This window comes from Marinomonas spartinae (assembly GCF_900089775.1).
Lineage (GTDB): Bacteria > Pseudomonadota > Gammaproteobacteria > Pseudomonadales > Marinomonadaceae > Marinomonas > Marinomonas spartinae.
On the sequence record NZ_FLOB01000001.1, the window covers coordinates 78,927 to 92,813 of the forward strand.

Below are 13,887 nucleotides of genomic sequence, written 5' to 3' on the forward strand. Positions count from 1 at the left end.
AAGCCGCTACTGTAAAAAAATGCAGTCGGTCTACTCCAAGCTAGAGCCAAAGCAGTAACGCTTTTCTTTCCACGCTTCAGCAAGACTGCTCATGCGGTGAAAGACAGTCCGTTTGATGTTCGTGTCTTTATTTCTACAACGCGTCCCCACCCCATAATTGCCTCGGTCATTGAAAAACACTAATGAACGAGCTTCGCCGCTGTAGTGCTTTTCTATCACTTCTTGCCAGGCCGTTTTTAGGTGCTCGACTAATTCATTGCGCTTGTCCCAACAAATAGCGGGACCAAAGTGCTGGCTATAGTCAGTAAACAACATCACTCGATAGTTATGGGATGGCACCTTGTCTTCCCGCTTACGCCATACATAAAACAGAGAATCCGTCTCAAGTTTTTCTTTAAGCAGATTAAAGTAATTGTTGAGGATACTTAGGTCAGTATCTTGATGGTCTTCTGGCAAAAACAAGTCCAAACGTGTGGCGAGAGCGATGTCGAACTGACTGAGTGCCTGTTCAAAAACATCAACCATCGAGGTCAGTGCTGACTCGTATAACCCCTTGTCGCTGTAATACAGCGGGTAATCTTCAAAAGTTCTATCAAGGGTAATGCTTGGGAGGTGGGTTCTATTCGCCATGAGTAATGCCTTTTTGTGTGTGAATGACATAGGAATTACTCACGCTGTATTTTTTAAGGTGAGTCGTGACTGCAACCAAAGTTCATGCTGCATTTATCGTCGTTTAGGGGGACGGGCTTCGCGAGACGACTGATTCGATAGAAGAGCTCATTTAACTGTAATGGAAACGCTTCATCCCCTTTTTGAAGATCATACACATCATCAGTTGGGGAATAAGCCAACCCCAAGCACCTTCTACCGCAGCTGGTTTCGACTGCTCTATCCCATGCTTTTCTGACTCTGGACAGGTAGCGACTCCTCTCGCCCCCACTTTTACCCAAACAAAGATAAAGCCGTTTATCGAAGAACAAGACAAGGTGGCACTGGCTGGTGGACTCATCGCCTTTGACCCAAACATGACGTATGACCGTTTGGTGATATTGGTGAGGCCTACGTCGGTACTTCAATAGACACAGCTCATTAGTCTCCGACTCCAAGGTACGAAAGAAACGGCTGAATACCTCGGAATGGTCTCCATCGAAATCACTCGGTAGACGTACAGTAAAGTGAGCAACATAAAGCTTAGGGTATTGACCGAGTGCTTCAGACAGGACTCGGTCTATGTCTTCCAGGTACTCAAGGATAAGACCATCCTTGTGGTAGTAGAGTGGCTTTCCATTAAAGGTTCGGTCATAAGTGATGGTGTGGTGGTTAAGAGCATCTGAACGACTATGAGTAACGTTAAGTTGATGAGTCATGATTGGTTCCTGTGGTTTGTTGTGATTCCCACAGGAACTGGTACTACCGTTACTTTTTAAGCTACTTATGACTATGACCGAAATTATTCATACGCTTTCCAAAATGCTTCGTTCTTCGTTTCGCTAGATAGCTCAGTCGATAAAAGACAGATTGAAACACCTCCTCAAACTCCTCAGAGTTACGTAGCAAGTGATACTGGCCTTGTTTGGAGAAATGGATAGCTGGTTTCTCTTTACCTGAGTACATGGCTTCCACTGAACGCTTCCATGCATTACGAATACGGTTAGCCAAACTTTGCTGATACCCTCCAAAATCCCCCAGAGAGCGAAATATGTTCCGGTCAAAGATAAGTGCAACGTGGTAATGACTGCTCGTTGAGGTATCACATTCTTTAGCCCACACATAACGAATAGTGGTCTCTCGATAGAGTTTGCGATTTAGGCGAGCACTACGTCTTCGATATGCCGCTACCTGAGATTTCAAAGAGCGGAAGAAACGAGTCATCACTGCTGAATCATCCCCTCTAAAGTCTGTTGGTAAGTTAAGGTCCACTCGAACGATAAAAACTCTCGCATATTGCTCTAGAGCTTTCTCAAGGACTGACTCTATCCCTTCTAGGTATTCAATGACCAACCCCTCCTTGTCGATGTATATCTTGTTTCCGTTGAAAGTGGATTCGTGTGTGATGGTTAGATTTTTAGACATGATAGAGACCTATGTTTTGTTAATGACATAGGTACTGATAGTGACGTTATTTTCTAAGTCTCTCTTTGGGTAGGGGAACCCATCCCCTACCAAGATATCGAGTGATGAGGTCGTTGGTTGAGGTGTGGGATTAGATGAGTAGATGGAGAGGTATATATATTATTAATTACCGATCCCCTCGATTCACTCCCACTCTGTTTTTAGGTGATTACTGAGCCTTCACATCGGCTAAATCCAACCAGCTAACCTTCATTTTTTATCAAAAATCACGGCTTATGCATTTTTACTTCTGGAGTTCACTCACATAAAAAGTGACAATCCAAAAAATAATTTATTTAGATAGATCAATCGGACTACACTTTATGAACATAAATAATCAGCTAAAAACAGCTACCAAGAAGTAGATCACTATGACCCCAAATCAGATAACAGATACAACCTACCAGCTCCACAATTTCATCAACCCGTTTGATAGGCAAGACAGTTATATTTTGCTTTCAGGAGGGTATTCAAAGACGCTAGTTATTGATAAAAATCGTCACTCTCCCACACGTTATTTGGGAATAAAAAACTGGGAACAACTAAAGTCAATATGGCCGGGGTTCACCCCTTTTGATGACGCTTACCTGATGCCATTCAGTCCGTTAAGCGAATCAAGATTTCGAAATAAACCCATAGCTGATGAATTCGTTGAGTATCAAAACATCTATCGTTATTTCGAAGAAAAGAGCATCAGGCAACAGCCAAAATCTACTCTCATTTGTTTGTGTATGTTGCTAGCAAAAAATTATGATGAGAAACTAGGCGGAATCCCAATGGGGATAAAAATGCTGGCCACTAGACTTGGAACTAACAGCCGTAAGATAACCGTCAGTATCAAATCACTCGAAGAAATGGGATTAATCGTTTTTCACCAAAGACGGGCAGATATCGACAAGGTGACTCTTCCTTGTTTTATTGAACCTACCAGCACATTTGTACTGAAATTTACGTCTCTATTTAGAAAAGGGAAAACAATACCAAAAGAAGAGCCAGAAGCAGGTACACCTAAGATTCAGACTGCCCCTGAACAAGATTATGACAACTTCATAAAAAGCATTGCCGCTCAAGAAAGCATCTATGATGACACAGAGGAAAACTTAACTGCCAAAAAGCCAGATTATTATCTACATGGTAAGGAAGGCTTCTTCTGGTATCAAAATAAAATATACACTCTTAAAGTGAGACTCTTGAACTTAGTAAGAAAGCCAAAGGTGGAGGAGGTGGTTAAAGCTCACGCCTATCGAGCTCTGCTCTAGATGCTCTGGTGTAGCAACACCTAAAACAAAGGCACAGTTGTTTACGGCAGAATTACATGACACTATGTGTAGTACCTCAGTATACAAATATAACTCACTCTGACAGCTTGGTGCTTCGATTAGTCAAACAGAACACATGCAAATGAACATCATTATCATTAATATTCTGGCGACATAGTAATCGATAGTTGAACTACAGGATACTGTCACAACTTAGAGTGACTGAGTGAAGATTATTTCATCAAAAACAGAACTATTGTCAACGTAAGAAACATAGCAACTTAAACCAACTGGGTAGTATATTGGGTAGTAAAATTCCAAATCAGACAATACAAAACCACTAAGTTTATGATTTTTAAGTAATAAAACTCATTACTCAACGAACAGATCCAGAATATTGAATAAATTCCATAGAGAACCACCTTTAACCACCAACAACTGGCGGTTAAAGGTGGTTAAAGTAAGATTCCGCCGATTTTATAGGTATGGAGGTGGGTTAGGATGTCTCAGTTAACAGTTAAGAAAGCGGAAGCTTTGATTAAAGCGGATGGGGATAAAACAAAGCTCTATGGTGTTTAGTCTATCAGCTAGCTCACAGCCAACTGCCTTGGGTCGGGATTCTTTGGCTGTCCATATTTTAAGAAATCCTTGATTTATATTCGGTGTAGTCGTTAAGTGGTTCCTTTCTGCTGGGTGCAATACGCTTTTTGTGAGAGCCTGCAATACCCACTCTTTTTTATAGACCTCAATATCAATACCTATGTTGAGTTGGTTATTTCCCTTTAGAACAGCTAAGGCGACTGCTCCCGAACTATGACTTAAGTTAAATGATAATGGCTCTTTTACAAATGGCTTACCGTTCTTATTTGTAAAAAACTGCCATATCCTTTTTTGGATAGTTTTGACTTAGCATTTGGCGCTTCAATCTATGCGCAAAAGCGTATTCGATCCGTTCTTTTTCAAACTGAAATCGATTGAAGCGCTGATATTCAGTGGTATCCCAACACCTCTCCAGATCGAAAGGGCATTTGGTGAAGAAAATATGTAGCTGCATTGAGGTGACTCACTTCTCACGGCAAGCTTTTGATGTTGGCCAGAAAGTTGTTTAAGTTAGGGGGGGTCGATGATGTTTGAGTTCTGTCCGTTTTATATCGTTGATGGAGTTGGTAATTTTCCTAAACTGATGATAAAGGCACATCGCACAATAGTCTCCAGTTCGGGCTGGATTTGTTGTTTTCACAGCGCATTTTCCTTGTCGATGAGTTTTGATGTTTCTGTGGCCTGAAGGTCATAGAGCAACTGCTCATTGAGGAGTGACTTCAGGCCAAATGGTGTCAGAAGGAAATCTGAGCAAGGCTATTTCTGTGGATAATGGCAGTGGTGTGCCACCGCGAGTTCTCCTGCTACTCGAGCGGTATTAACCAGCACGGCTTGATTTGCTTCAGCAGAACGTCCAGCAGTGGCTTTTTCGATCGCTTTCATAATGAACTTGGTCACCGAATTTCCTGTTATCCCCTCTCGTTTTGCTCTCGCTACAGCGTCTTGAACCAACAACTGGATATCCTGGCTATCGATAGCATCTTCATCTCGGGTTGGCGTTGTAATCAGTAAGCCACCAGCTCCAGGGAGAGAGCGGTTGATTTCAATGGCTCTGGCTATCTCATCTGCATGATCCATTCTCACGGGGCTTTTGTGTCCACTGCTCTGACAATAAAACGCTGGAAAATCGTCAGATCGGTATGACACCACTGGTACGCATTGGGTTTCTAAATATTCCAGAGTCAGACCGATATCGAGAATATTTTTTGCTCCTGCACAGACGGTGGCCACTTTGGAACGCGTAAATTGAATCAAATCCGAAGATATATCCATCGAGGTTTCAGCTCCCCGGTGAACACCTCCTATCCCTGCAGAACTGAAAAATAAGATGCCTGCGAGTTCGGCGATAACAAGGGACGACGCTACGGTTGTTGCCCCCATTTTTCCTGAAGCTAAAACAAAAGGTAGGTCTCTGCTCGAGACTTTCGGAATATTTGGGGTTGATGCAAAACGCTCGATCTGTTCGCGATTCATACCTACTAACGCCACACCATTGTCGATGCCGATTGTTGCGGGGATGGCACCAGATTCACGCACGGCACCTTCCACCTTGAGGGCTGTGTTGACGTTGTCAGGATAGTCTAACCCATGAGTAATCACATTGGATTCCAGTGCTACGACGGCTTGACCTGCGTTAAGTGCGGCTTTTACTTCTGGGTGAAATTCAAGTGTAATCATTTCCTTCATCCTACTTTTTGTGTTGTTCTTGATTGTTGACCCACAGTTTTTGTTTGAGCTCCTGCACTCCGAAAGCTTTTAGAACCTGATAATGGTCGGCATCTAGCTCAACATAGGTTGGTCTTTCTCTGCTAAAGGTTGTTGCTTTTTCAAGGAATGAATAATGATCATCTTGTGCCTTAACAATGGTAACTGGTGCGTTTAAGCAGCGATTTTTTAACTCCTCGAACTGATAGCTAAAGCCATACGTCATGGTGACGATACGAATAATACGTTTGACTAAATCAGGCTCCAACATAGGGAATCGTTCACAGATGAATGCGACAAACTCTTGCTCTGAACGACACAGTTCAAGACACCGCTCCATCAGGCGACCTTCCACTTTGTGAGCAAACACAGAGAACAAAATGGCCAGAAATACTGGGTTTTTGAAACTGGCGTTATGCTTAAATTTTTGCTCTCTTTCCATCTGAGTGATTGGAGCTCCGGGGGCCAGCAGGTAGAGTGCCTCAACAGTTTCCCCCATGGCTTCCAACTGTGCGGCGGCTTCAAACGCTACTCGCGCACCAAAGGAGTATCCCCAAAGCGTATAGGGACCTTCAGGTTGAACTTTTTTTATTTGTTGGATGTCTGCTTTGGCCATATCACTGATCGACGCGAGTGGTGTTTCATCGGCATTAATTCCTTCAGCTTGAACGCCGTAGAAAGCTCGCTCGGTGAACAACTCATTGGCAAGGTACTTTAGATTAAGCGGATAGCCACCAAGACCGGGCCAGCAGAATACTGGACTGTGAAGACTTTGGTTTAGATGGACTAATCTTGAACATGGATCTTGTGCCGATAAATTATTATCAATCCAATGAGCCAAACCGCTGACACTTGGTGTGTGAAACAAAACCTGCAGCGGCATTTTGATACCAAAATGACTGTTTATACGGTTGACGAGAGCCACTGCCGTTAGTGAGTTTCCGCCAGACTCAAAGAAGTTGTCTGTGGCAGAAACAGACTCCCATTTCATTATACGGCACCAAATCTCACCGATTTTCTGCTCTGTCTCTGTAGTGAGTGGCTCGAGTGCTCGATTAGCATTAATCTGCTTGAGTTCGTCTAACTGGGATAGAGCAATATAGTCGATCTTTCCATTGGCTGTCTGCGGCAATTTATTCAGCAGAAGAACTTTATTTGGAATCATGTACTGTGGTAGTAATAAGGCCAGTTCGTCTTTGAGTATTTCGGTTGGTCCCTGCATATGGACTCGGTCTTCATTCATGCCTTCACTCGTGTACTGAGCTTCGCTAATCGGTCCGCCGACACCAAAGTAAAGACACTTCATCGGTTGGCCATACTCGGCTAGGATGGTCCGCATTTTGATGGCGGCTGGCAGGTCATTATTGGTTTTAGAGCTGTATCCCGAAGACATAATCCCAATTCGTGACGTGTTGCTTTGCAGGCGGTGAAGTGCACGACCTAGATTGACATAGTGGTCATCTATTTTTTCGTCATTACACACTAGACCGATACCAAAACTTGAGCGCTCGAAGACTTTCTGGTTGATAGCAATGACATCATTCTTTTGTAACATCTGGTCAGTTAACCAATGCAGGTCACCATCTTGATATTGATAAAGGCCAGGTAGTAGCCCCTCTACTTTATCATCATGTATTTGTACAAGACATTGCGGACTAGTTGGTTGATGAGTGACTCGGTAGGGTTCAAATCGGTAGCTACCGAGGTAAACGTCTTCACTTTCCCCATCATACCAAGTCGGTAACTTATCGCGTTCAATCGAGTAGTCTTGAAGTAGCGAGAGACCATGTTCGGGCAGTAATTCATCAAATAGACCCAGCATATGACCCGTTTCCATTTCCAGTACTTCTAACAGGTTGTTTTTATATACAGGCTCGATAGCACCCCATTTTCCGATGAAGTGGACATTCAGCGTAGGAACATGTGCTGCTGACAGGGTGTGGATTTTGATCAAGCAGTGTGCTGCAGGATGATAATAGTAAATCCCCGGTGTAATCCCGAGCAGTCCACGGATCTCAAAATACATTTGCGTCGCGTATAAGGCACCTGGCGATGCGTACGCGTATTTTGGAAGCAGACGCTCTTCACTGATGAACTGACCAAAGTTTCTTATGAGGTGACCAAACGCAGAAAGGGAAAGAGTCTCAACATCACGTGAATGTTGAGCGGGCGTAGGTTGGCGTTCCAATACACTCAGTAGCATTGCTTTTGACACGGGAGTTTCGCCTTCAAAAAAACGGTACGTTTTTCGGCCAAAGGCGTTCGCTTGTTGAGTAGCTGTTGCTGTTTTTCCCGGTAATGGAAGAGCATCAATGGCATCACAGTGGTTCAGATCGCGACATCCGGAGTTTGATAGTTGCGCTTTTACCTGAAGCTTATTGGATTTTGATTGATGATGGCTGTCATGATTACCTTGATCCATCAGGGCTGCTTGTCTTTCATCGAGTTCTACGCAAGCGATTAAGTTCTGGTGACCAGTACGTGGATCATTTTTGACCACCATAGCGGCCGTTTTAACCCATTGATGATTCTCTATCGCCAAGCGTATTTCATCGAGTTCAACGCGGTACCCACGGAGTTTTATTTGCCTATCGGCTCTGCCGACAAAGTGTGTATAGCCCTGAAGATCTTGTTTCACAAGATCCCCTGTTTTATACATCACTTCATGACCTGGTAAATAAGGACTTGAATTAGCAATGAACTTTTCATTCGTCATATCAGGACGTTGATAGTAGCCTTTGGCAACTTGTACGCCAGAAATATGCAATTCACCGATTTCACCGACTCGTGCTGGCTGACCATCTTCTCGCAATACATGATACAAGGTGTTCGCGACAGGCTTGCCAATCGACATGGCGTCTGGGTAATTGGCCAACTCATCGCGAGATAGAGTAAATGTAGAAGAATTGATAGTACATTCAGTAGGCCCGTACAGATTAGTCAACTCAGCATGAGGTAAACATTGCAAGAATTCACCCGCCAGCTTGCGAGTTAATGTTTCACCACCACTAAATACCTTGTTCAAGCGAAGGCAATCAGTAAATAGCGGGTGATCCACCAATGCCTGAAGAAGCGTGGGTACACACTGTAGTATAGAAATATCATGATTTAGCAAAGTCTCAATAATGGCATCTGGATCGCGGTAGCAATCTTTCGGGCCAACCACGACCTGGCTACCAAATGCTGGCGCGAGAATTTCCCACTGAGCGGCATCAAAGCTGGCTGGAGTCTTCTGAAGGATCCGATCATGCTGATTGAAATTAAACTGTTCTTTCATAAAGGCGATTTGATGAGAGATATTTGCATAGGTAACCATCACACCCTTAGGTTTACCTGAGCTGCCTGAGGTATAAATGATGTAGGCCAGCTGATTGTCATTGGGAACACTGAGCTCAACCGTATGTATAGTGTCACTCTTGTCTAGGACCTGTAGCTCAGCTTGTGTCAATACAGTGATATTTCGCGGAACAATAGACTCTAACTGGGATTTTAGGTGTGGTTGAGTGAGGATCACTCGAACACCAGAGTCGGCAACCATATACCTTATTCGCTCTTCTGGGTATTCAGGTGCCAGAGGCAGGTACGCGTGCTCGGATGCGAGAATACTCCATGCGCCCGTTATCATCTCTAATGAAGGGTCACAGTAAAGACCAATACATGGCTCATCGGCTTTGATATGTTGATTGATAAGCTGTGCATTGTGTGCCACCAATGTCTTAAATGTCGCGTAATCAATAGATGAATCACAATCTTGGACCGCAATATGCTCAGGGTACATTTCCACTTGGGAGTCAAGCATAGTGAATAAGCATGGCTGATGGATGGAGGTTAGGAGCTCTGAATCTAGCGCCGGCAGAGTCTCACGTTGATATAATAAAGTACTCATAGCAAGTCAATTTCCCTATATGCAATTAGTATTTCGAAAAGCAAGATAACATCATGTTACATTTTGTCAAGTATCTTTTTAAAGAGATACTTTAAATTGAAATATTGAGTTGGAGCAAAAAAAACCTGCAAAACTGCAGGCTTTAGAAATTAAGATTCGTTGGTCAACAGCCAGGTTCTAAGTAGGCTGGCTAATTGCTCACGTTGTTCATCAGTAAGTGGATCAAGGGTGGCCTTTTCATTGATAATATGCTCCTCAAGAACCTTGTCTATCAATGCCTTACCTTCTTTTGTTAGTACAACACTACAGCTTCTTCTATCTTCTGGGCTTGCGATGCGTTCAATCAACTCCCGTTTCACTAACTGCTCAATACGCGTACTCATTGCGCCTGAGGATAACATCAGTGTCTGATACAGTTCGGTGGGGGTCATCGATTCGTTAAAGCGTCTCAATGTCGCTAGAATATCGAACTCAACTGAACTTAAATTATTGTTTTTAAATGTTTTTTTTAGTTTTTTGTCAACAATTCTACTCATTCGACTTAAGCGGCCAATAACACCCATCGGTGAGCAGTCTAGATCTGGTCGTTGATGTTGCCACTGTACCAACAACCGGTCTACATGATCGTAATGCATCTTCACTCCTTAAAATGTTTTTTTAAAAAGATACTTGAAAAAAAGATTTTTCATCGGTATCGTTTGTAATGTGTCTTTTTCAAAAGATACTTATTTAAAAGTTACAGGCATTCTAACACCAATCTTGTCAGTAACAAGTACAAAAAGGAAAAGTATTATGTGTCTTCAAGGAAATGTTCATGTTTTACCCCACACCTCCTATCTGGCCTATCTACATACTAAAATCCGCGACAAGCACGCTGACTTAAATACATTCACGCATTTTAGTGACCAGGTTATTCGTCTGTTGCTGATTAAAGCATCAGAATTGCTGGATTATTCAGAGCAGCAGGTCACGACACCGATTGGTGATGTGTATCAGGGAAAAGTGCTATCAAAAGGTCTCTGTGGCGTCTCCGTTATTCGTGCAGGCGAAAGTATGGAGCGTGAGTTTAAGCAGATGTTTCCAGAACAACCTATCGGCAAGATCCTGATTCAAAGAGATAAAGTCACCAAACTACCAGAATATTTCTATTCTCACTTTCCTTCAGATATCACACAAAAAACCGTGCTCTTGTTTGAACCTATGCTTGCAACGGGTGGTTCGTTGCTTAAAGCGATCGATGTACTGCTGGAGCAGGGCGTTTCTATCGAAAATATTATTGTGGTGAATTTTCTGGCGTCTCCCGCAGGGCTGGATCGGTTAATGACCGTACATCCTTCCATTCAACTGATCACCGCATCTATCGAAGAGACCATGAATGATGAAGCATTCATGCGACCTGGCATTGGAGATTTTGGAGACCGTTATTTTGGTACATACCCGGTACAAAGTTATGAATAAATATCAAACATTGATGAATGTGACTCTGACAGCAATGGCTCCTATTGTATGGGGCAGTACGTATATCGTCACAACAGAGCTGCTGCCTGCTGACTTGCCTTTATTAGCCTCTGTTATTCGGGCACTTGGTGCGGGATTGGTTCTATTGTTGTTTTGCAAGATCCGGCCAAGTGGCATTTGGTGGGGGAAAATCGCAGTGCTTGGGCTGCTTAATATTGGGTTGTTCTTTTATTGCTTGTTTGCAGCTGCGTACTACTTGCCTGGTGGACTCGCAGCTCTGGTTATGTCGATTCAACCGCTCATTGTTATGGGATTGGGGGTGATTTTCTTTCAAAACAAACTCAGCGTAACTCATGTCGCCTCTGCCGTGGTGGGTGTTACTGGTATTAGCCTCTTAGTTCTGAACAGTGCGGTCGAACTGAATTGGTGGGGAGTTTTAATCGGTTTAATTGGCACATGCAGTATGGCGCTGGGTATTTTACTGACGAAGTATTGGGGACGCCCAAAAGGCATGTCTTTACGTGATTTTACTGGCTGGCAATTGACGCTGGGTGGTTTGATGCTGTTGCCGATAGCCCTTTGGCATGAGGATTTCCCTCAAACACTGACAGCTCTAAATATTACTGGTTATGCCTATTTAAGTCTGATCGGTGGGGTATTTGGTTACTTTGTTTGGTTCCGTGGTATCGAAAAGTTAAATCCGGTCACGACGTCGTTTCTTGGATTTCTCAGTTCAGTCTCCGCCTGTTTGCTGGGCTATATCTTCCTTGGTCAGTCGTTTACTCAGCTACAAATTATTGGTTCAGTTGCCATTATTGTCTCTGTATATATGGCTCGTCCGAAACAAGAAAAACAACCAAGCACGTTAACTCAAGCACCAGTGACATCTTCACACCGATAAGAGATTGAACCATGAAACTTAGTATTATTTCAGGAAGCCACCGAAGCAAATCATACAGTTTAAAGGCAGCTACCTATTTACAGCGTCTGTCCCGGTTGGTTTTCCGTCATTGCAATAGCCTTCTTTTATCTGATAAAGCTGTCAGTGATGAGCAATTCGATCGCCGAGCCAAATACGCCATGAAGTCACTAAAGGCTTACGCGAAAGCACTCGGTACGGTTCGCGCAACGCTGCAAAAAGACATGCAGAAATTCCCATTTGGTATGTAACAAGGAGAGCCCCATGCCACACATATCTATTAAGCATTTTCCTGCCGAGTTGACTCAGCAGGAGAGAAAAGACTTATCCGACGTTATCTCTTCTTCTATTCAAAGTGCGCTTCAATGCAGTGAAGACGTGATTTCAATTTCGATGGAGGAAGTTGCGCCAGAGAGCTGGACGGCTGATGTTTATCAACCAGAGATCGCAGCTAAACGCCAGTACTTAATCAAGCAACCGAACTACTAGTCATCTAGAGCCCCGATGGACTCGGGGCTCCTGAATTAAGGAAGGAATAATAAATGAAACACAGCTCCCCGGTCATTATGTTCGATCTAGATGGTACATTGTTCGACACTGCCCAAGCTATTGCTACCGCATTTAACGCTACTTTTGCATCTAAGCAATTGCCAGCAAAGGAGAGTAAGGATATCTGCGATACGATAGGATTACCGCTAGAAAAAGCGTTTTCCCACCTTCTCAATCAACCGGAGCACACCCCGATTGTGGAGGAATGCGTAACTGAATATCAGCGTCAGTTTCGGGAGGTAATACTTCCTATCGCAAAACAGCTGTTATTTCCTGGTGTGCTCGATGGGTTAAGTCACCTAAAAAATCATCAGTTTAAACTTGCCGTTACCACCAATAAGTTTTCACGCAGTGCAAACGCATTACTCGCAGCTGCGGGGATCGCAGGTTTTTTTGATGTAGTTGTTTGCGCCGATGAAGTTGAAGAGAAAAAACCAGCACCTGAATCTGGACAGAAGATTCTAGATCACTTCCAAGCCTCAAAAGAACAAGCGTTGATGGTCGGGGATACCACACATGACATCTTTATGGCGAATAATCTCGGATGCAAAGCTATTGCTGTGAATTACGGCATTCATTCTGAAACGGAACTTAATAAAGCTGGTCCAACTTGGATGGCAGCGGACTTTCGCAGTGTAGTCGATATATGCGATCGGCATTTTAGCTGAGTCAAAATTTTGTTATCAGTCGGCTAAGCCCAAATAGCCAAGCATGATAAAAACTACGGTGAATAAGTCATTTTTAAAGGAGGTTTAATATGGAACATGTCTATACTCTTGTAACACTAACCTATATGACTTTAGGTTACCTAGCGACAATCTACACTATCGTATTTTTTGTTTTTACAGGGTCGACGATTTTCGACCAAGGAAGTAAGCAGACAATGCCCATACAAGACAAGTTTAGTTTTGTGCTTGTATCTACGGTACTGATGCCTTACCTATACATTGTATTTGTCAATGAAATTCTAACTCTTCACCGAAGAAAAAATGCGACTATAGCTGCGTCTTCTAGCGAATAAAGTAATTATGACTCGTAACGGTATTGTTTATGTAGCATCAAGCTGTTTTATATTGCGGCTTGTTTTCACGTTAAGCTTCCTAAAATGAATACGCTAATGAATTTGGCTACTTAACCAGAGGTTTTGCAGTACTTCAAATAATCCATTAAAAACTAATTTAGTAAAGTGACTGACAAACTTTGTCCAACTACGAGTTACGATACAAATAGATCAACAGTTCAACCTGAATATATCGCTAACATCTTGAATAAGGTTTAGGCCAAGATCCCATTAGTGACGTATTTGAATAACTAACTCTTCTTGCTCCAAGCTAGTAATTTGTTCTGAACGCTCTTCTGGTAGAACAAGCTCAGGAATGGGTTGCAGTAAGTCAGGCTAG

At 43.1% G+C, this 13,887-nt stretch carries 13 protein-coding genes; 6 read left to right on the forward strand and 7 right to left on the reverse strand.

Features of this window, described 5'->3' with window-relative positions; genetic code table 11:
• Positions 1 to 30: 30 nt before the first annotated feature.
• The 3 genes from MSP8886_RS00350 to MSP8886_RS00360 all read right to left on the reverse strand — a co-directional run bounded on the left by MSP8886_RS00350 (position 31) and on the right by MSP8886_RS00360 (position 2,073).
• Entirely contained in the window at positions 31 to 630 is a 600-nt protein-coding gene (locus MSP8886_RS00350; protein WP_067011580.1) for an inovirus Gp2 family protein, read from the reverse strand.
• 53 nt (positions 631 to 683) lie between these two features.
• The gene (locus MSP8886_RS00355) at positions 684 to 1,367 is read right to left on the reverse strand and encodes a YagK/YfjJ domain-containing protein (RefSeq protein WP_067011581.1); all 684 of its coding nucleotides are present in this window, start codon (positions 1,365 to 1,367) and stop codon (positions 684 to 686) included.
• 61 nt (positions 1,368 to 1,428) lie between these two features.
• Positions 1,429 to 2,073: an inovirus Gp2 family protein gene (locus MSP8886_RS00360; RefSeq protein WP_139063060.1), complete on the reverse strand. Its 645-nt coding sequence runs from the start codon at positions 2,071 to 2,073 to the stop codon at positions 1,429 to 1,431.
• Positions 2,074 to 2,483: 410 nt separating this feature from the next.
• Between MSP8886_RS00360 and MSP8886_RS00365 the strand changes: the two genes are divergently transcribed.
• Complete coding sequence (locus MSP8886_RS00365; RefSeq protein WP_000188664.1) at positions 2,484 to 3,371, forward strand: hypothetical protein; 888 nt, start codon at positions 2,484 to 2,486, stop codon at positions 3,369 to 3,371.
• Between the two features lie 510 nt (positions 3,372 to 3,881).
• Here MSP8886_RS00365 and MSP8886_RS22755 read toward each other — a convergent pair.
• From MSP8886_RS22755 to MSP8886_RS00385, 4 genes are all read right to left on the reverse strand, one after another.
• Complete coding sequence (locus MSP8886_RS22755; RefSeq protein WP_083200696.1) at positions 3,882 to 4,268, reverse strand: 4'-phosphopantetheinyl transferase family protein; 387 nt, start codon at positions 4,266 to 4,268, stop codon at positions 3,882 to 3,884.
• Between the two features lie 459 nt (positions 4,269 to 4,727).
• Entirely contained in the window at positions 4,728 to 5,648 is a 921-nt protein-coding gene (locus MSP8886_RS00375) for a pseudouridine-5'-phosphate glycosidase (protein ID WP_217491309.1), read from the reverse strand.
• Positions 5,649 to 5,658: 10 nt separating this feature from the next.
• Positions 5,659 to 9,561 (reverse strand): amino acid adenylation domain-containing protein, encoded by a 3,903-nt coding sequence (locus MSP8886_RS00380; RefSeq protein WP_083200697.1) that lies wholly within the window; start codon positions 9,559 to 9,561, stop codon positions 5,659 to 5,661.
• Between the two features lie 149 nt (positions 9,562 to 9,710).
• On the reverse strand, positions 9,711 to 10,196 hold the full coding sequence (locus MSP8886_RS00385; protein ID WP_067011587.1) for a MarR family winged helix-turn-helix transcriptional regulator: 486 nt from the start codon (positions 10,194 to 10,196) through the stop codon (positions 9,711 to 9,713).
• A 157-nt stretch (positions 10,197 to 10,353) separates the two neighbouring features.
• On the opposite strand from MSP8886_RS00385, the gene upp reads away from it, so the two are divergent.
• Genes upp through MSP8886_RS00410 form a run of 5 tightly spaced genes read left to right on the forward strand, consistent with a single transcriptional unit; the run spans position 10,354 to position 13,155 of the window.
• The gene (gene upp / locus MSP8886_RS00390; protein WP_067011589.1) at positions 10,354 to 11,019 is read left to right on the forward strand and encodes a uracil phosphoribosyltransferase; all 666 of its coding nucleotides are present in this window, start codon (positions 10,354 to 10,356) and stop codon (positions 11,017 to 11,019) included.
• Positions 11,012 to 11,920, forward strand: a complete 909-nt coding sequence (locus tag MSP8886_RS00395; RefSeq protein WP_067011591.1) for an EamA family transporter — start codon at positions 11,012 to 11,014, stop codon at positions 11,918 to 11,920. The genes upp and MSP8886_RS00395 overlap by 8 nt, the downstream gene beginning before the upstream one ends.
• Positions 11,921 to 11,931: 11 nt before the next feature.
• Positions 11,932 to 12,189: a hypothetical protein gene (locus tag MSP8886_RS00400; protein ID WP_067011593.1), complete on the forward strand. Its 258-nt coding sequence runs from the start codon at positions 11,932 to 11,934 to the stop codon at positions 12,187 to 12,189.
• Between the two features lie 13 nt (positions 12,190 to 12,202).
• Entirely contained in the window at positions 12,203 to 12,427 is a 225-nt protein-coding gene (gene pptA / locus MSP8886_RS00405) for a tautomerase PptA (RefSeq protein WP_067011594.1), read from the forward strand.
• Between the two features lie 53 nt (positions 12,428 to 12,480).
• Positions 12,481 to 13,155: an HAD family hydrolase gene (locus MSP8886_RS00410; RefSeq protein WP_067011596.1), complete on the forward strand. Its 675-nt coding sequence runs from the start codon at positions 12,481 to 12,483 to the stop codon at positions 13,153 to 13,155.
• Positions 13,156 to 13,887 lie beyond the last annotated feature (732 nt).

Bases quoted from the DNA above. Each gene is read 5' to 3' on its own strand.
- MSP8886_RS00350 (WP_067011580.1), bottom strand. From the start codon at position 630: ATGGCGAATAGAACCCACCTCCCAAGCATTACCCTTGATAGAACTTTT.
- MSP8886_RS00355 (WP_067011581.1), bottom strand. From the start codon at position 1,367: ATGACTCATCAACTTAACGTTACTCATAGTCGTTCAGATGCTCTTAAC.
- MSP8886_RS00360 (WP_139063060.1), bottom strand. From the start codon at position 2,073: ATGTCTAAAAATCTAACCATCACACACGAATCCACTTTCAACGGAAAC.
- MSP8886_RS00365 (WP_000188664.1), top strand. From the start codon at position 2,484: ATGACCCCAAATCAGATAACAGATACAACCTACCAGCTCCACAATTTC.
- MSP8886_RS00375 (WP_217491309.1), bottom strand. From the start codon at position 5,648: ATGATTACACTTGAATTTCACCCAGAAGTAAAAGCCGCACTTAACGCA.
- MSP8886_RS00380 (WP_083200697.1), bottom strand. From the start codon at position 9,561: ATGAGTACTTTATTATATCAACGTGAGACTCTGCCGGCGCTAGATTCA.
- MSP8886_RS00385 (WP_067011587.1), bottom strand. From the start codon at position 10,196: ATGCATTACGATCATGTAGACCGGTTGTTGGTACAGTGGCAACATCAA.
- upp (WP_067011589.1), top strand. From the start codon at position 10,354: ATGTGTCTTCAAGGAAATGTTCATGTTTTACCCCACACCTCCTATCTG.
- MSP8886_RS00395 (WP_067011591.1), top strand. From the start codon at position 11,012: ATGAATAAATATCAAACATTGATGAATGTGACTCTGACAGCAATGGCT.
- MSP8886_RS00400 (WP_067011593.1), top strand. From the start codon at position 11,932: ATGAAACTTAGTATTATTTCAGGAAGCCACCGAAGCAAATCATACAGT.
- pptA (WP_067011594.1), top strand. From the start codon at position 12,203: ATGCCACACATATCTATTAAGCATTTTCCTGCCGAGTTGACTCAGCAG.
- MSP8886_RS00410 (WP_067011596.1), top strand. From the start codon at position 12,481: ATGAAACACAGCTCCCCGGTCATTATGTTCGATCTAGATGGTACATTG.